We start from the raw sequence: 17,630 nt of genomic DNA on the forward strand, positions 1-17,630 counted from the left end.
ATTTTCACTTTCCTTATTTGGTTATTACAGGCCTGGGGAGGGGCAATAATCTTGACGGCTTAATGATGAAAATATAAAAACACTATAATGATAAAACCTTTAAAAAGCACAAATAAAGGAGTCACAAATCTCCTTTTTATTACGCTTAATCTATTTCGGCGTAAAAATGGGGTTATTTCCCAAACAGCATTATTACTCACAGTTCTACTCTTTGCAGGTATCCCGTCCGTTGTGCAGGCACAGTGCACAACGGGTTGCAACAGCAATTACGGGCTCAACTCCAACAATGATGCGGCTAATATTGAGTATGATAATATTATTTCTGGTCACGCTAAAACCATAATAAAAGAGTCCGATGGTACTTTTAAAATATGGGGATATGCAGCAACTATGGGGAATAGTAGCGGATCTACCGATGTTCTCAGCCCTTTAATTATTAACAGCACCAATTATCCGGTGCTGCAGGGTAATGTGCTGAAAGCTACTATGGGGGATGACCAGATAGCGATATTGACTACACAAGGCTTATACGGGGGAGCCTATGGGGGAACTACGGGAGACCTTTTTTCGCCAACAATTAAGCCGACTAATGCTCTGGAAAAGTTAAATATCGACGACGCCAACACTTATGGCCTGCCCGGAACGGTAACGCCACAGCAGGTTAAAAGCCTTTTTGGTACTTCTACTCATCTAGGATTGTTGACCTGTACCGGAGAAGCTTATGTACTCGCTAATAAGTCTATAACTAATAATTATAGGGTTGCCGGAGCGGGATTGACAACTGGCAATAATAGCTGGAATCGGGTAACGACCAATGAACCTGGCAATCCAACTTTGGATAATGTAATTGCCATGAGGGGGACTTATGGATCTATGATGGCTTTACGTTCTGATGGCACCCTTTGGACCTGGGGAAGTTATACCTACTTGGGAGATGGTACTGCCTATACATCCAGAACCAGGGCTACTCAAATGACTTTACCGAATCCTGCAGGCACAATCAAAATGATAGGAATGACAGGTACTTTTCCTACTTATTATGTATTGTATACAAATGGCAGCCTGTATGCTTTGGGTTACAATGACCTTAGGCAGCTGGGAGACTGGACAACTACCGAAAGAACAAACTGGGTGCAGCCTAAATCCACTGCTGCAGCGGGTTCTGAGATGAATAATATCCAATGGATTTCCCCTATGGAACATGGTGCTTCTTACCCTTCAATCAATGTACTTACCACCAGCGGGCAACTATATAATTGGGGTCGCAATTATCAAAATAAACTCCGCTCGAGTGGTGATTATCTTAACCCTGGAAGTCCAAATATTGACAAGTTCCTCGCAGTAGAATCTGGCTCAGATTTCACTATTGTGATTCGTCAATGTACACAAAATTTTGGCTTCGCTGGTAACCAGTATTATGGCAATGCAGGTGATGGTTCTAGTACTGTCAATGTAGCAAGAGTACCTTATTATTATACCACAGCACCGGTTAATGTTTGCGGTGCCAATGCTATGACTACTGCAGGAGCACCGGTATTCAGTGCAGGATTGCCCACCAACAGATGTCAGGGTGCAGGTACACAAACCTACACTGCTACGTCTTCTGGTGGAACTGTTTCATACAGCTTAGCGCCTGCTGCCGCTGGTACTATTAATACAACTACAGGTGCTGTTACCTATAACGCAGGCTGGTCGGGTACAGCAACTATCACAGCAACTGCTACAGGTGGCTGCGGAACACCGGAAACAGCTACGCATACTGTAACCACAGCTGCAACGCCGGCTGCTCCGGTATTTAACGTGGCTTTATCTACCCAAAGATGTACAGCTGCTGGTATAATAACTTACACAGCCATATCTAGCAATGCAGACAGTATCACGTACAGTATTTCCAATACAGGTACAGGCACACAACCAACTATCAACCCTGCCACGGGTGAGGTAACTTATGCTGCCAACTGGAGCGGAACATCAACAATTACCGCAACAGCAGCCGGGTGCGGAACTACATCCTCTTCTAATTTTGTTGTGAATACGGCAGGGGTACATGCACTAGCAGATGCTGCTACAGGAGAAGCGGCAACCCCATTGGCCATCAATGTCTTGGCAAACGACCTTTGTAATCCTGATCCTAATACTTTAACTATTGCTACACAACCGGCGAATGGTACTGTACAGATTGGTGCAGGAGGCATAGTGACATATTTACCGAATGGTAATTTTGCAGGAACAGATACCTTTGTCTATCAGGTATGTAATGCTCCCGCAGGAGAATGCTCCCAGGCAACGGTAACAGTAACCATCATTGATGACGGAAGCAATTCTTGTACTACTGCAAGTTTACCGCACACCTATTATCTTCCTTTCCCGGAAAATCAAGATCAGTTGAGACAATCTTTAAAAAGTGCAGGAAGCACTACTTCAAACAATACCAATAATGTACACACCATTATTAGTGTAAAAGCCAATTATACGGGTACTGTTATTTACTATGACCATTGGGAAGACGGGTATGAAGCAGAAGCAGGAACCAGAACACAATCTACTACGGAAGTTTGGGGAGATGGTGATACAGCTAACGGAACTGCACCGGGATATCCTACAGATATTATTCCTGAAGGAGCAATCGTTACCATAGATAATACATATAATTACAGAACAGGAGGTGGAATGACCACCACGGCAACGCCAAAGCAATATGACGGCCGGGATAAGATTTACTCCACCAAAATGCTAACCATTTCTAAAGTTACGGGAACCAGCGAAACCTTTAACGTACAGAATGTGAAAACAAATGTCATAGATGTAAATCGTTTCGGAGAGTTATTTGTGATTCCTTTTGGAGAAAATATCGAAACACTTTCCAACCCTAATATTACCACAAGTGCTTTTCGCTATGTAGGCGTCTTTGTACGTGCCGCGGAAAATGGTACGGTAGTATCTCTGGATTATGACAGGAATGGTACGGTGGATGTTACTTCTCCTACATTGGCAGAAGGGCAGGTATGGTTTTATGACGGAACGGCATCTACTACTACGGGATCTTATCCGGCAGATACCAATAATGCGGACGATATAAAATCGGGTGCAGTAATTACAAGTAATAAGCCTGTAGGAGTAGATTTGGTTTTCGGGGGAATTGATGCCTATGGAACCCGAAACATCCCTGTATTACCAGGTAAATACTATGGTGATACCTATTATTCACCGGTTCATACGACCAATACTGCAGCGCCTGTATATGCAGTTTTCAATAACAGCTTGGGTGAACCGATTACCATAAACTGGAGTAATGGTTTAGGAAACAGCGGAACTTTAACCATCCCTGCCAATGGATATACTTCTATGGAAATGAACCAGCAGACAGGATATAAGTTTAAAAGTACAAATGGTAAAAGCTACACAGCTGTTACGGTAATTGATGCTGACAGCAACGGCTCTTCTTATGACTGGGCATTCAATATGATCCCGGAACATCAGTTGACCAATTTTGCAAGTACAGCCTGGGCTCCGGGAGTGGCTTCCTCTGGATTGGCCAATCCGGTTTGGGTAACTCCAACTGAAACTACTACTGTGTATGTAAAATATACTGGCAATATAATGACGGGTACAGGTTCTACAAGTCCTTGCGGCTTAAAATATGATATAGCATACCCTCTTTCTGCTTTACAGTCTCAAAAAGTTGGTATTAGCGCAGGAAACGGAGGAATGTCTTTCTTTACCTGTGATGGAACCCCAATTTCTGCAGTGTACGGGCAGGATGCTGCTGTTGCTCTTGCTAGTGGGGCAACTACCCTTGACGTAGGATTTACATTGGATCCTCAATGTATGGATTTTACCGTATTTGCAAATGACGATAATGCAACCACCTTTCCGAATATACCGGTAATCATCCCTGTACTGAACAATGATGTGGGTGTTATTGATCCTTCAAACCTTACCATTACCTCATCACCGGCAAACGGAACTGTAGTCGTTAATTATGATGGTACTGTTACCTATACGCCTAACAATGGATTTTCAGGAACAGACGTATTTACCTACCAGATATGCAATCAGGCGGGAACATTATGTGATACCGCTGTGGTAACTGTAAACGTAGGCTGTCTTCCTGTAGAATGGAAGCATATCATATCAGGGAAAATATTTGAAGACGGGAATAAAAACGGAGCTTTAGACCTTAACGAAAGTGGATATCAGCATACGGTTAACCTTTACACTGATACTAACGGAAACGGAATTTTAGATCCTTCTGAAGCAACTCCGCTTCAAAGTATTGCTACGGGTGCAGACGGAACCTATGTTTTCCACGTAGATACTCCAGCAGCTACCACACAAGCATCTGAGAATTTTACAGGAAACTATAGCACAGGTACCGGAACATCAGGCTGGTCAGGAAACTGGATAGAAGAAGGAGAAACGACATCTCCGACAGCAGGTAACATCAGAATAGTGACTGGTGAGCTTCGTTTCACAGGAGATGCTACAGTAGCAATAAAGAGAACGGTAAGTACGCCTTTGAACAATGGGATATTATCATTTGATTTCAGAACCGAGAACATGGACGGGCTTCCGACTGAAAAGCTTACTGTTGAAGTTGGATCATCAAGTACGGGACCCTGGACAGAATTGGGCTCAATGCATAGTATTACAGGATTCAGCTCAGGAACAAAAAGCTACAATATTCCTTCTTCAGTTGTTGGAGCGGGAATGACAGTTCGTTTCAGCACATCAGGAATAGCCGGAGACTATTTTTATATTGATAATGTTAGGGTACAGTCTATACCAACGGTGCATTACATTGCAGCATTGGCACAGCCGCTTCCTACAGGTATGCTTCAGACTTTACCTGCAGCTCCGCAAACAGATTATCCTATATCAATATCAGGATTTGGAAGCAGATGCAATATTAATTTTGGGCTCGCTAATGATGTGGTATTCTGCTACAAACCGGGTATTACCTTAGGTACTGTATTAGACACCAAGATGGGTATCACTTCTTTAAACAGAGCAGGAGCAGACCAAGCAGATAACTGGCCGATGGTAAGAAAGGGAGGCTGGATCGCATTAGAATCTAAAACCAAAGGTTTTGTACCAAACAGAGTTGCATTTGATGCATCAGGAAATACAATCGGAATTCCAGCTGCCAACTTTGTGGAAGGAATGATGGTGTATGATACTACCAACAAATGTATGAAGATGTACACGCTGAAAGAAGGAGACACAGCTATGGCTTGGCACTGCATAGCAACCCAGGCGTGTCCGGATTAATAATTTTCAGAATATGAGAACAGGATTTCCACAATTTTAAAGGAAATCCTGCCTCATACTCAAAAAAAAATCAAGATACAAGTATAATTTGAGGCTAAGTTTTCCAAAGCTTAGTATTATTAAATTTAAAAAAAGACCAATATGCCAATCTTACACAAAATCAAAGCTTATCTCTATGATAACGTTTTAACTAAAGACAACCCTAACGATTTCATCGCTCGTACTGTAAGTGAAAGGTCATTAAATGTAAAACAAATCTGCGAGGCCGCGGTCAGCCGTGGTGGGGCGGACGTTTCATCATCTGCTATGGAACATGCAACAGATCTTTTCCTGAAAGAAATGGCGTACCAACTATGCGATGGGTATTCTGTAAACACAGGATATTTCACAGCAGGTACCCAGATCCGGGGTGTGTTTGACAGCCCAACTGAGACTTTCAACAGCCAAAAGCATAGCATACTGTTCCAATTCAACCAAGGAGAAAAGCTGAGAGCAGAAATTCCAAATATTGAGATCAGTATTTTGGGTGTTGTAGATGCATCGTCTGTCATCTTGCAGGTAATGGATGTGAAAAGTGGTACTGTGAACGATCTTCTTACACCCGAGCGAAACTTGAAAATTGCAGGCAACAAGATAAAAGTAGCAGGAGACAACTCTGCTAATGGTATATACTTCGTAAATACTACAACCAATGCCCGTATGCAGGTAGAAGCAAATGATGTGGTTGTCAACAATCCATCGGAGTTAATTGTTGTCATCCCTGCGCTTCCTGCAGGAACTTATGCCTTGGAAGTAGTGACACAGTTTGCTGTAGGGTCTTTATTAAAAGAACCAAGAACAGCCCAATTCGATAAAATATTAAATGTCGTGTAGACAAAAGTCCATTGTTCGGGCAGACAACGGTGTGTTGTCCGCTCGGGCAATAGGCCTTTGTTCGAGCGGACAATACAATCTTTGACAATAATTAATTTTGATTTCAAAACACACAATGAAAAAAATAATTCTAACCACCATTCTTTTTGCAGCTATTACCACTGCAAAATCCCAAGTCGCAATAGGAAAGACTACAGTCACCAATTCGTCGGTTTCTTTGGAATTTTCTGATGCCGACAAAAAAGGAATCATCCTGCCTTACATCGAAGATAAATCTGCTATCACAGAAAATGGTTCTGTCATTTTTGACAATACAGATCATAAAGTAAAATATCTGAAAGACAACAGCTGGTTCGACCTCTCAGTAGATACCACCGGAAAATCAGATATTGCTATCCAGCAGTCCAAGACCGAGCTGGCTACTGCTAAAACCGTGATAGGGACCAATGGCGCAACAGACACAACAAACGGGATACTGGTTCTTTCTGATGTAGACAAAGCGATGATCCTGCCAAGAGTAGCTAGTCCTCATCTTAATATCATCAATCCTGCATCTGGAATGATGGTTTATGATACTACAAAGAGACAGCTTGCCGTCTATAACGGTACTGTCTGGAGTTTTTGGAAACCATAGATTAGGATTATGAAAAAATTCTTGGTCTTACCAACAGGCGAAACTAGATAAAGTATTATGAAAATAAAAAAGAAGAGTATTGTTGCCTCACAAAACACAAGATTGATAGGGAAAACACATCAAGAAATTTCTGCAATTTTAGGAAATGATTATATCATTGAGGAGAAAGGTATTGTTGTTTACTACACAAAAGTTTTGTTTTTTTTAAGAAGAAAAGTCTATGTTAGTTTTGATGAGAACGATTTTGTAGATACAATTGTAACTTTCGATGGTTTGTTTAAAAAAGCCAGAACTGTATCTTGAAAAATTAAATCATCAGCCTCGGCAAACCCTCTTTTCCTTTTTGTGTCTGGTGAAGTCTGTAATATTTGCCGAGGATTTTTTACTAAAAGCATCATCGTGGTAAGTCTTCATTTCTGTGCGATGAGCGGTGTTTTTTTAAAAGACAAAAATGAAAAACCAATACACAATTTAATCAAATTTAAAAAAAATAGCATACAATGATCTCTCAAAACTTTCTACCAGAAGAGGATGACTTAGAAAAGTATATAGGTTGTTCTAAAGACGAGATTGTAAAAATCTTTGGTGAGTCTGAAGTTTGCTACGGAGAAGAATTAATCTATACACTCCGATCTAACTTTTTTGGCTTGTACAAACAAAGATTGTATTTGTTTTTTTATAAAGGAAAATTGAGAGATTTCTACATAGGAATCTAAAAAATAAAGTTTAACCATAAATAAAAAAGTATTATGTCAACACAACAAGATCTAAAAGGAAAGGTGGTTTTAATTGCTGGAGGAGGTAAAAACCTAGGAGGACTATTAAGTAAGAATTTTGCTGCAAAAGGCGCAAAACTGGCCATCCATTACAACAGCGAAAACTCCCGAGCAGAAAGTGAAAATACTTTGGCTGAAGTACAAGCTTTGGGAGCCGAAGCATTCTTGTTTCAAGGAGATCTTACAGAAGTAGAGAATATTACCAAGTTCTTTGATGAGGCCATTGCAAAATTCGGACGAATTGATATTGCAATAAACACTGTGGGAATGGTACTTAAGAAACCGTTTACAGAAACTACAGAGGCGGAGTATGATGTAATGTTTGGCGTTAATTCTAAATCGGCTTACTTCTTTCTACAGGAAGCTGGAAAAAAAGTGAACGATCACGGTAAAATCTGTACGATCGTAACATCATTATTAGCAGCTTATACAGGGCTATATTCTACTTATGCAGGTGCAAAAGCGCCAGTAGAGCATTTTACAAGAGCCGCTTCCAAAGAATTCGGAGCCAGAGGGATCTCTGTGACTGCAGTTGCGCCGGGACCAATGGATACGCCATTTTTCTACGGACAAGAGAACGATGATGCCGTTGCATATCACAAATCTGCTGCTGCTTTAGGTGGGCTTACAGATATCAAAGATATTGCACCTTTGGTGGAATTTCTTGTAACAGAAGGCTGGTGGATCACTGGGCAGACTATTTTTGCTAACGGAGGTTATACCACACGATAATCAATTTAAAAATGATGGATAATTGGCTTTAATATTAAAGTCGATTATCCATTTTTCTTCTTTAAAATTCAGACAAATGATATTAAGAATAATCAATTCTATACTGATTCTCATTGCAGTATTTATGGGAACTAAGCAAGGTTATGCTATGTTTTCCGGAAGGCAGGAGATGCTGGATATGTTTGGGAAATGGGGATATAACAAAACCGGCTTGGCAATAAATGGTGCAATTACAATAATTGCAGCTATTATGATTCTTTTTCCGAAGACATTTGTCTGTGGTAATTTTCTGATGGCAGCAGGGATTTTACTGATCATATGTTTCCATCTTCTGGATAGAGATTTAAAAGGTGTTGTGATTGAGCTGCCTTTTTTAATGATTAATTTGGTAATCATTTATTTACAATACCCTTTTAAAGCTGGGACATCTTTATGAAAAATTTGTTCTCCATTCTGATAACTTGTTTTTTCATTACAGCCTGTGCTCAGAAAACAGACGTTAAAAAAATTAATAATCAAAAACAACAAACAATGAATTTAGATAATATAACAAATAATAATGTAAAAAAAGCCATAGAAGCATTAGAGTCAGGAGATAAAATATGGTACGCTTACTTTACAGAGAATCCTGTAATGACGGATGATGGCAACAAGGTAGATTTCAAAAATTTCTTTGCAAAAGCTTTAGGAAGCGAAAAATTTATCACTATAGATAAAGTAGAAAACGAGGGTAAAGATATTTACGGAAATTTCAAAGCAGGAAATTGGGGAACGTTCAGGGTGTTCTTCAAGTTTCATCAAAATGCCGATGGGAAATTTGACCGTTTAGATATTGGACAAGCTAATTAATTGTAATATGATCAAAAATATACTATTAGCGGGATTTCTATTTCTTTCTTTCTATCAATCCAAAGCGCAATCTCAGATTTATGTAGATGCTTTTTCCGGAAGTAAGGGCCAAAATGCTGAATTTTTCTTTTTAAGCACAATAGACGAAAAACAGAAATGGACTGTATTTTCCAGAACAGAAATGTTTCTTCACGATTATAAGACGGAACATCCTGCATTTATCAATTTCAATACAGTATCATACAACTTTGCGAAAAACTTAGGTGTTACAGCCGGGACTTATGCTTCATCATCTTATCCGTTCAGTGCAAGACTTGGATTGCAGTATTTTATAGAAAATGAAGAATTTTTGGTCTATGCCAATCTTACAAGTGCAGTTACAAAAGATCCGGACGGACAACTATTAATCATAGGGAATTACCTGCCAAAGTTGTCTGAAAAATGGAGACTGTTTACAAGTGCAGAAATGCGTACGGCAATTAATTATAAAGACGGTCATCAGTTCAGTTTACAAACGCTGAAACTGGGTGCGAAATACAACTCGAGGCTTACAATAGGAGTTGCTGGTACACTAGAAGAACATAGGCATCACGATACCGAATTCAATGTTGGACCTTTTATCAACCTTAATCTTACAAAACCGAATGAAAAATAATTACAACAAAATTGCCGGAAAAGATACTGGCAGATTAATAGCTATAAGCGATGCTGTTTTTGGTGTTGCAATGACACTGTTGGTTCTCGAAATAAAAGTGCCGGAAATAGAAGGTGATGACAAAGAACTGATTGCTGCTTTTATAAAATTGATGCCCAAATTTTTGGTGTACTTTCTGAGTTTTATGACGGCAGGTATTTTCTGGATGGGGCAGTCTGCGCAGTTTGAACACATCAAAAAAAGTGACAGGAATCTCAGCTGGATTACTTTGCTCTTCCTTTTATTTGTTTCCGTTCTTCCTTTTACGACAGCATTTTTAGGAGACTATATCAGCCATCCTTTTGCCATAGGAATATATTGGCTTAATATTTTTCTCTTAGGTCTTATCCTTTACATTAGTTGGAGCTATGCAGAGAAAAATGGTTTTATAGATGAGGATGCTAAACAAAATATCTCAGGTGCTATTAGAAGAAGAATCATTGTCTCGCAATCTCTATACTTAATTGGAGCACTGTTAGGCTTTCTAAATCCTTATCTGGGAATTGGTGTCATCATAGCCATTCAGCTGAATTATGCTTTTGCTTTTTTTAATAGAAAAGGCAAATAATTAAAGAGTGATGATTTGATGTAATATAATCATTGCTTTACCCATATCAACAAGGATTCTTTTTCATAAGAAATTAAAAAGATTCACAGAAATTATAATCGATTCTCCGAAAATAAAAAACACAAAAATGGGAATTAATTTTAAAGACATTCATATTGATTCATTGATTCAGCAGAGTGTATTGGAAAACAACGTAAAAATCTCGCGGATCCGTAATTTTTTGAAATGTTCAGAAGAAGATGTAACTAATATGTACCAGTCCAAAAGCCTTGATGCGGAACTGCGCTGGAGTAAGCTCCTGGAGTATGATTTTTTTAGGCTATACACACAGTATTTAATTTTATATGCGCCATCAGCTACAGTAGTTGGGAAGGCAGAAACAAAAAAATCAAAACTACCACAATTTAGAAAGAATATCTACACCAAAGAACTGATAGATTTTATCCTTGAGCAAATTGAATATGGAGAATTGACTAAAAATGATGTAATAGAAAGATACAGAATTCCAAAAACTACTTTATACAAATGGATAGACAAATACAAAAAATAAAATCTTTGGTTACAAAATATCTCCACAAATCTCAAAAAGATCTAGAAAAAACATTGAGGAAAGCTTCTAAAAATTCCGATACTGAAATATGGTTTTACTACAAACATCGTTGGGGAATTTTCTAGGACGAAATTATCTTTATTTTTGAAGAAAAGAAAGTTATTGATATAGTTCTGAGTATTGTTTCGGTATTGAATATAGAAACCTTTTCTACTATGAGGGGGAAACTCCAGAATACAAAATCTCAAATTTGATATAAAAAAGCTATGGCCAACCCAGATTACAGAAGAATATACACGGATATGCTTACCAAAAAATATCCTGAAAAGAAAAAGGAATGCGATTCTATTTTTAAAAAAAATAAATTATCTACTTTTGATATAATTAGACTTAATGCTTTGATTTTTAATGTTAAAGAAAATCCAGAAACGAAGAGTTTTAATCAAAAGCATCGTTCCTACAATGAATTCGATATTCTTAAAATATTGGATTATCAGAAGAAAAATCAACTCAATAATAGTCAGTTGGCACACCACTTCGATGTGAGCAGAAATAGCTTAACTAAATGGAAGAAACTCTATATAAAAACTGATTAGTTAATATATACATTGATTTATATTGTATATTACGCATTAGATTTTTTAATAGAGAATCACAAATCTTCTATATCTATATCGGGATCTTTTTTTAGTTCGTTTTATAATATTTGTAAATCGGTGATTGTTATAAATATCCATCTTAATCAATTATCAAAAAGTTGATGATACAACCATTAATTGAATATTTAAAAAATTACCTTCCTCTAAATTCTGAGGAGATAAATTTGATTTCAGAAAGAATAAAACCTAGAAAAATAAAACGGAGACAAATGATCCTGCAAGAAGGCTTCGTTTGGCAACAGTTTGCAGCGGAAAACGATTGGGTTGCTGATCTAGCAAGTTTCTATTCGGAAAAACCAAGCAGTAGAAACGGGCTTTGGTTGATTTTGTTGTGGAGCCAGTTAAGGATCAATTCATAATTGCGGGCCTTTTCAAACTCCATATTACTGGAAGTCACTTTAAAACTTGAGAAAACTCAGGTATCTTTTCTGTTTTGAATCTGCTTCTTATTTTGTAAGCGAGCGAGAAAGTTCGCATTCAGTTTAATTTTTGAGGTCGTAGCAAATGTACCAAATCGGGATTTTATAATTAATTATATAAAAGACGAGTTAAATGTATGATACTTTTTAGTATTTGGAGCTCTTTCATAATTCGATATTTTTTCCGTTAAGTTGACTAGTAATCAGTTTAGTACTATGATGAACAAATTTTATTAGAGATATTTCCTAGTGATAAGGTCGAAGAAATAAGATTTAAGATTGAACAAAATATTCAAGAACAATCAACGAAAATAGAGCTTCCCGAGATTCCACTTTATGAAGAGAAAAATTATTCTCAATCAGTATATTAATGCTTGATTTTATTTTAATTGCTAAAAATAAATATAAATTAAGAATGCTATCTAGGTTTTAAGACATTGCTGTGATAAATAACAGGCTGCTTTTTAAGTTGCTACACTAATTATAAATTGTCTTTCGTAAGAAAGGATTGTTCTAAACTCGGTTTTTACTTTGATCCGGGATAGACAGATTTGTTTATCATTTTATATACTTAAAAATATTAATTATATGAAGTCAGCCTATTTATACGTCCGTGTAAGTACGGACGAACAAAAAAGAAAAGGATACTCCTTACGTGAACAAGAGGATTCTGATGAAGAACAAATGATAAAAGGTTTACACGAACCCCTGATATCGGAATCATTATTTTATCAGGTTCAATCTTTAATTAGTACAAAAATAAAAACTACAGGTAGAAAAGAAGACTTAAGAGGAGTATTTTTTCTGAGAGGTTTCTTGATATGTCCTATTTGTAATCAAAAACTGACTGGATGTTTTGTACAAGGCAGATCAAAACAATATCCCTATTATTTTTGTCATCATGGCTGCGGGATAAGAATCAATGCTATTTTTCTTAATGATTGCTATCAAAATAGGCTTCAAGAATTAGTCTTATCAAATAGTTCAATTGAATTATTTAAGAATGTTTTAGAAGATCAGAATATAAAAACTCAGAAAGCAAGTTATTTGTACACTCAAAAATTAATAGAGAGAGGAGTGGTTGACTCTTTCTCGAGGTAGAAAATTATTTATTGCGGGAGTATTGAAGATTGACGACTATAATGAATTAAAAAAAGAAAATCAGGTCAATATTAAAAATCTTAAGAAGGAGGCGCATGATACTGTTCTTAAATTAAGTGCGATTGATAGAAAGAATAAAATAGAGGATAAAGCATTAGTTGAAGTTTTTTCAAAAATTTTCCGAGTTTGATATCCAGGATAAAAAATATCTTGTGAATCTTATTCCTCCGATTGATATTGATTATAAAACAGGAGATCTTTCTTTAGATTTAAATCCAGCATTTTCAAAAATATTATCAGCAAAAACTCATCGAAAAAACAATAAGAAAAATGAATTTCATTGATAGGAATGTTTCAGTAGAACAAGCAATTATTATTCTGGCCAAGAATGGAGTTCAGGTAAATGAAAAGGAAGCTAAAATTATATTAGAATTACTATATTTAGTATCAAAAAGTTATAATAAACCAAAGGAGAAAAAATATTAGAACCTTAATGGGATTTCAAACCACGCCTCAATGCCGATGAAATCTCTGATGTAGCACTTTTAGTCTGTATATTTTAGACATATCTGAGATTTCAAGTGAAAAAATTCAAACCATACAAAATCAGGCTGTAACAGTTTGATAAATAATTTATTATGTCTATAAAAAAAGAGACAACTAATAAATAGTTGTCTCTTTAAGTCTTGACGAGTGTCTATTCAAACTCTTTTGTTGATGATTTAATTCGTTTGAGCCAAATTAAAAGGATTTAGAAATTCCGAATTTAGAATTTAATTTTTTTAGTTGTGATTTTTAAACTTGCAGTTAGAATTAATTTCAAAAGTTTCAGCGAAATTTTGTAATACTCCTAAATCCCAAAAACTTCCGGCTTCCATTTTATTTACAGATGATTTAACCTGAATATATATAGTTGACCATAAAGAATATTTTGAGACGTATTTAAGTCAATATCTTCAATGTCCTCCATTGTTATTGATTTTTCGGAAGGTCCTTTAAGTATTAAATAAGATACATATAATATTTGATAATATATACCTCTAAAATTTACTGACCCCCCAATTCTTTTTTTAATAAGTTTTCTAGTTCTTCGGTAAACTTATTTAAAGTCGGTGCTTTTTGTGGAGTGTTCGTGATGAATATTAGTTAGGATAATTTGAGATAATATCAATACAAAAATAAGTCAATTTTATAGTAATTTACATTATGGTCTGATAGGTTAAATGGAAGGTAATTAATACATGTTGGAAGAAAAAAAATATTAACGAAAATAAATAGACCAAAATATATTGGAAAAGTTTGATCTTTTCATATCAATAATCTTATCTTCAGCACAGGCAACACTATTACATTAATTGTATATATTCATCAAAAATAGTATTAATTGATAACCATGAATAAGAGAGACATTAAACTGGAGGTGAACAAATTCCAAGATGATTTTAGTGGGAATTTCATTTATAATACAGTAAAAAAAGCCTTTGAAGATAAAGTCGAAATTGATCTTGAAGAGCTTTGTGCTAAATTTTTACTGGAAGAATTTGATGACACAGAAACACATGTGAGTTTCTATGGGCAATTCCCTGCATTAAACTATCTGATGGATAATGTTAGAGAATTTAAATTTAAGCAGGGGCATCCAGGTGCTTCAAAAGATCCGAGAAAGGAAAATTCGCGAGTTTTAGGGCAGGTAATGTGTAGGTATTTTGTCGAAAAGACTTTTGGTTCAATTTACATGGCAAATGTTGGCACCTTATTAGGAAGAAAACTTCCTGCTGAATATGCTCACATATCGATTGAAAGAACTCAAGAAGGTGATACACCGGACTTCCTGTTTATGGATAATTATGATACTCCTTGCTTAGCAGAAGCTAAAGGAAGCAGAAAACCAATAGCATTTGATAATAGCAAGTTTGATATTTGGCGTGAGCAATTTGGTAGAGTGGAGGTGAAAATAGGCGGAAGACCTACCAAGGTCAAAGGTTATATTACGGAATTGGCAATCGCTAATGAAGAATAAGATGCCAAATTCAGTGTTATATATTGAAGATCCTGAGCTGCCAGGAGATATATACCGTGAGGGGAGTTTGGGTCAATTGATTAAATTAGCGCATTACGAACGGCTCTTGTCCAAAACATTTTTAAATTTTATTGGATATTCACTACTTTCAGAGGACAAATTATCCAAAAATAAAAAATATGAAGTTCCAGTTTTTAAAATAGAAGGAATATCTATGTTACAGGATGAAGAAATAGTGTCACTTTACGATGATACGTATTATTGACGATATTCCAATTACAAATTCGTGGGAATTACAATCAATAGACTTAAGTCACTCCTAGGAATTGCGAGAGGTGTTGAGGAAGATTTTCTTGGAGAATATAAATATGAGAATTTTAATTCTGTATTCTTTAGATTTAGCGATGGTTTCGTAGTTTGCAATTCCAAGCTTTTGGATTTTGTTGGTTTTAGATCGATATAATTTCTGATTGATGGAACAGTAATCTATATGTAATCAAAATTTTTGAAAACTTCATTGCTTTTGAGAAAGAGTAAAGTGAATGATTAAATGCTAAAATAGTGAGGTTTTTTAGGGTTGCAATTTAGGCCTATACTTCAATATGCTTTCTATTTGTATTTATTATATTTAAGTACTAATACAAAAACTAAAATATCATGAAAAACTATCAGTCTATTAACCCTAAGAAACCTGAAAATATAGCATTGAGTTTCTCAGGTGGCGGATTCCGTGCCGCTTCTTTTTCTTTGGGTTGCCTGTCTTACTTGGAGCAGTTAGAATTTGAAGATCGTCCTTTTGTAGATATGGTTAAGTTTGCTTCTTCGGCCTCAGGCGGAACTATTACTTTGCTTTCCTACTCAGTCGCAAAGCGAAAGAATGTACTATTCAAAGATTATTTCAGATGGATGATAAGTGACGTGCTTTATGGGGAAAATCTCGTTAATCAGGTATTCGAAATCATGCGGTCTGCAACAGAGTGGAGTTTACGTCCAGATAAGTCAAGAAATCTAATTAATGCTTTCTCAATAGTTTATGATATTAAAATTTTTAAAGGTGAAAAGTTTGGAATTTTATGGGAAGATGGGGGGATTCCTGGTATTTGTGCAAATTCCACTGAATTTCAGAATGGAATGTCCTTTCGTTTTCAAAATACAGGAGACATAGGGAATGCCTTTATTCATGTAGTCTCTGACGATGATTTCAAGAAAATTAAATTAGGTGATATTCTCGCTTGTTCATCGTGTTTCCCAGTAGGTTTTGAACCTTTTGTTTATCCAAAGGATTTCAGCTATGAGGGGTTGGATAAAGAAGTTTTAAAGGATGCCGTATTTATGGATAACAGGTATGTTAACAATGAAAAAAAGTCCTCGGATCTCTTTCCTTTGATGGACGGTGGTATAGATGATAATCAGGGAATAGATTCATTTATGAATGCTGAAACCCGACTGGAAAGAAAAAACAGTTTCGGTTATGATCTTTATATGACATGTGATGTAAGTAGCAATTATACCAACGGTTATCGGTATCCCTCTCAGGGCAAACCTGGCTGGTTTGGTAAACGAAGCTTATTTTTTTATGTGATGTTAAACTTTTTATTTTTGGCTTCAGGTATTTTAGGAGCTGTTTTCGGTTTTTGCAAAGGACTTTCTTATGCCGTTATTGGGATTACCGGTGCTTTAAGTACAATACTTGCTATTATTTTAGCTAAGTTAATGGTACTTAAAAATAGAGCTACGGTCGAGCATTCAACGGCCACTTTACTTATTTTAAAGCATATGTGGTTTTTTATGCACATAGATGTTAGTATTCTTGCTCAAGAGATTTATGCTCGTCTCACTTCCACTGGGGAAATGGCTGCTGTAATCTTTTTAAAAAAAATTAGAAGATCCTCGTATGCCGGATTATTTCGGCGAGTTACTCCTGTTGGAGATACTAAAGGAGCAGCTAGTCCGGATGGCCCTGCTGCAAAGAATCTCAAATTTTGGGGTCAGTTTTCGGTTATGAATGCGGTTTATCTGCTAAGCAGTAAGAATAAAAAGCAGCGTGATATTGACTTGCATAAGGAAGTTTGGACAAAAAATGGATTAAAAATTAAGGTAGACGATACGATGGTTGATCCTATGAGTTTTATGGAACCATCAGAAGCCATGATCAAAATTGCTGATCTTGCTACTAAAATGGAGACAACGCTTTGGTATGATGCAAACCACAGGGCACAGCACCAACCAGAGGCAATCGTGGCTGCAGGACAATTCACAACATGCTATAACTTGCTCCGTTGGTCCTTACGCTTCTCAGATGAGCCATATCAAACAGTTTGGAATGATTTCCAGCAAAAGTTGATTGCACAATATGCTAAATTTAAGGATGATCCCTATTGGTTACTTAACGACTATCAAATTAATCAATAGAAAGATGAAATGTCGAAATACTTGAACCCTGAATGATTGCTGTACATCTTGATATATGTTTAACATTCTTAT

Annotated in this window: 17 protein-coding genes; all 17 read left to right on the forward strand. The window is 36.5% G+C overall.

What is annotated here, in order from left to right:
- Positions 1–87: 87 nt before the first annotated feature.
- The 17 genes from MQX03_RS15340 to MQX03_RS15420 all read left to right on the forward strand — a co-directional run bounded on the left by MQX03_RS15340 (position 88) and on the right by MQX03_RS15420 (position 17,558).
- Positions 88–5,271, forward strand: coding sequence for an Ig-like domain-containing protein (locus tag MQX03_RS15340; RefSeq protein WP_242804094.1), 5,184 nt, complete (start codon positions 88–90; stop codon positions 5,269–5,271).
- Between the two features lie 141 nt (positions 5,272–5,412).
- Positions 5,413–6,144, forward strand: a complete 732-nt coding sequence (locus MQX03_RS15345; RefSeq protein WP_242804095.1) for a DNA-binding domain-containing protein — start codon at positions 5,413–5,415, stop codon at positions 6,142–6,144.
- 115 nt (positions 6,145–6,259) lie between these two features.
- Positions 6,260–6,778, forward strand: a complete 519-nt coding sequence (locus MQX03_RS15350; protein ID WP_242804096.1) for a hypothetical protein — start codon at positions 6,260–6,262, stop codon at positions 6,776–6,778.
- A gap of 57 nt (positions 6,779–6,835) precedes the next feature.
- Entirely contained in the window at positions 6,836–7,081 is a 246-nt protein-coding gene (locus tag MQX03_RS15355; protein ID WP_242804097.1) for a hypothetical protein, read from the forward strand.
- Between the two features lie 197 nt (positions 7,082–7,278).
- On the forward strand, positions 7,279–7,494 hold the full coding sequence (locus tag MQX03_RS15360) for a hypothetical protein (RefSeq protein WP_242804098.1): 216 nt from the start codon (positions 7,279–7,281) through the stop codon (positions 7,492–7,494).
- A 33-nt stretch (positions 7,495–7,527) separates the two neighbouring features.
- Positions 7,528–8,286, forward strand: a complete 759-nt coding sequence (locus MQX03_RS15365) for an SDR family oxidoreductase (RefSeq protein ID WP_242804099.1) — start codon at positions 7,528–7,530, stop codon at positions 8,284–8,286.
- Between the two features lie 76 nt (positions 8,287–8,362).
- On the forward strand, positions 8,363–8,722 hold the full coding sequence (locus MQX03_RS15370) for a DoxX family protein (protein WP_242804100.1): 360 nt from the start codon (positions 8,363–8,365) through the stop codon (positions 8,720–8,722).
- A 95-nt stretch (positions 8,723–8,817) separates the two neighbouring features.
- Entirely contained in the window at positions 8,818–9,135 is a 318-nt protein-coding gene (locus tag MQX03_RS15375) for a hypothetical protein (RefSeq protein ID WP_242804102.1), read from the forward strand.
- 7 nt (positions 9,136–9,142) lie between these two features.
- The gene (locus MQX03_RS15380; RefSeq protein WP_242804104.1) at positions 9,143–9,790 is read left to right on the forward strand and encodes a hypothetical protein; all 648 of its coding nucleotides are present in this window, start codon (positions 9,143–9,145) and stop codon (positions 9,788–9,790) included.
- Positions 9,780–10,397, forward strand: coding sequence for a TMEM175 family protein (locus MQX03_RS15385; protein WP_242804105.1), 618 nt, complete (start codon positions 9,780–9,782; stop codon positions 10,395–10,397). The genes MQX03_RS15380 and MQX03_RS15385 overlap by 11 nt, the downstream gene beginning before the upstream one ends.
- A 127-nt stretch (positions 10,398–10,524) precedes the next feature.
- Positions 10,525–10,947, forward strand: a complete 423-nt coding sequence (locus tag MQX03_RS15390; protein ID WP_262916944.1) for a transposase — start codon at positions 10,525–10,527, stop codon at positions 10,945–10,947.
- Between the two features lie 266 nt (positions 10,948–11,213).
- The gene (locus MQX03_RS15395) at positions 11,214–11,543 is read left to right on the forward strand and encodes a helix-turn-helix domain-containing protein (protein WP_242804106.1); all 330 of its coding nucleotides are present in this window, start codon (positions 11,214–11,216) and stop codon (positions 11,541–11,543) included.
- A gap of 272 nt (positions 11,544–11,815) precedes the next feature.
- Positions 11,816–11,965: a hypothetical protein gene (locus MQX03_RS15400; RefSeq protein ID WP_242804107.1), complete on the forward strand. Its 150-nt coding sequence runs from the start codon at positions 11,816–11,818 to the stop codon at positions 11,963–11,965.
- A 648-nt stretch (positions 11,966–12,613) separates the two neighbouring features.
- Positions 12,614–13,126, forward strand: coding sequence for a recombinase family protein (locus MQX03_RS15405; RefSeq protein WP_242804108.1), 513 nt, complete (start codon positions 12,614–12,616; stop codon positions 13,124–13,126).
- Positions 13,127–14,519: 1,393 nt separating this feature from the next.
- Complete coding sequence (locus MQX03_RS15410; RefSeq protein WP_242804109.1) at positions 14,520–15,146, forward strand: hypothetical protein; 627 nt, start codon at positions 14,520–14,522, stop codon at positions 15,144–15,146.
- A complete protein-coding gene (locus tag MQX03_RS15415; protein ID WP_242804110.1) occupies positions 15,136–15,411 on the forward strand; it encodes a hypothetical protein in 276 nt (91 codons plus the stop codon). The genes MQX03_RS15410 and MQX03_RS15415 overlap by 11 nt, the downstream gene beginning before the upstream one ends.
- 392 nt (positions 15,412–15,803) lie before the next feature.
- On the forward strand, positions 15,804–17,558 hold the full coding sequence (locus tag MQX03_RS15420; RefSeq protein ID WP_242804111.1) for a patatin-like phospholipase family protein: 1,755 nt from the start codon (positions 15,804–15,806) through the stop codon (positions 17,556–17,558).
- The last annotated feature ends 72 nt before the right edge of the window (positions 17,559–17,630 follow it).

The organism is Chryseobacterium aahli, from assembly GCF_022699665.1.
Taxonomy (GTDB): domain Bacteria; phylum Bacteroidota; class Bacteroidia; order Flavobacteriales; family Weeksellaceae; genus Chryseobacterium; species Chryseobacterium aahli.

What these genes read in the sequence shown, in the direction of transcription:
- MQX03_RS15365 (WP_242804099.1), top strand. Translation starts at nt 7,528, where the DNA reads ATGTCAACACAACAAGATCTAAAAGGAAAGGTGGTTTTAATTGCTGGA.
- MQX03_RS15395 (WP_242804106.1), top strand. Translation starts at nt 11,214, where the DNA reads ATGGCCAACCCAGATTACAGAAGAATATACACGGATATGCTTACCAAA.
- MQX03_RS15420 (WP_242804111.1), top strand. Translation starts at nt 15,804, where the DNA reads ATGAAAAACTATCAGTCTATTAACCCTAAGAAACCTGAAAATATAGCA.
- MQX03_RS15355 (WP_242804097.1), top strand. Translation starts at nt 6,836, where the DNA reads ATGAAAATAAAAAAGAAGAGTATTGTTGCCTCACAAAACACAAGATTG.
- MQX03_RS15345 (WP_242804095.1), top strand. Translation starts at nt 5,413, where the DNA reads ATGCCAATCTTACACAAAATCAAAGCTTATCTCTATGATAACGTTTTA.
- MQX03_RS15385 (WP_242804105.1), top strand. Translation starts at nt 9,780, where the DNA reads ATGAAAAATAATTACAACAAAATTGCCGGAAAAGATACTGGCAGATTA.
- MQX03_RS15415 (WP_242804110.1), top strand. Translation starts at nt 15,136, where the DNA reads ATGAAGAATAAGATGCCAAATTCAGTGTTATATATTGAAGATCCTGAG.
- MQX03_RS15405 (WP_242804108.1), top strand. Translation starts at nt 12,614, where the DNA reads ATGAAGTCAGCCTATTTATACGTCCGTGTAAGTACGGACGAACAAAAA.
- MQX03_RS15360 (WP_242804098.1), top strand. Translation starts at nt 7,279, where the DNA reads ATGATCTCTCAAAACTTTCTACCAGAAGAGGATGACTTAGAAAAGTAT.
- MQX03_RS15375 (WP_242804102.1), top strand. Translation starts at nt 8,818, where the DNA reads ATGAATTTAGATAATATAACAAATAATAATGTAAAAAAAGCCATAGAA.
- MQX03_RS15370 (WP_242804100.1), top strand. Translation starts at nt 8,363, where the DNA reads ATGATATTAAGAATAATCAATTCTATACTGATTCTCATTGCAGTATTT.
- MQX03_RS15390 (WP_262916944.1), top strand. Translation starts at nt 10,525, where the DNA reads ATGGGAATTAATTTTAAAGACATTCATATTGATTCATTGATTCAGCAG.
- MQX03_RS15340 (WP_242804094.1), top strand. Translation starts at nt 88, where the DNA reads ATGATAAAACCTTTAAAAAGCACAAATAAAGGAGTCACAAATCTCCTT.
- MQX03_RS15380 (WP_242804104.1), top strand. Translation starts at nt 9,143, where the DNA reads ATGATCAAAAATATACTATTAGCGGGATTTCTATTTCTTTCTTTCTAT.
- MQX03_RS15400 (WP_242804107.1), top strand. Translation starts at nt 11,816, where the DNA reads ATGATCCTGCAAGAAGGCTTCGTTTGGCAACAGTTTGCAGCGGAAAAC.
- MQX03_RS15410 (WP_242804109.1), top strand. Translation starts at nt 14,520, where the DNA reads ATGAATAAGAGAGACATTAAACTGGAGGTGAACAAATTCCAAGATGAT.
- MQX03_RS15350 (WP_242804096.1), top strand. Translation starts at nt 6,260, where the DNA reads ATGAAAAAAATAATTCTAACCACCATTCTTTTTGCAGCTATTACCACT.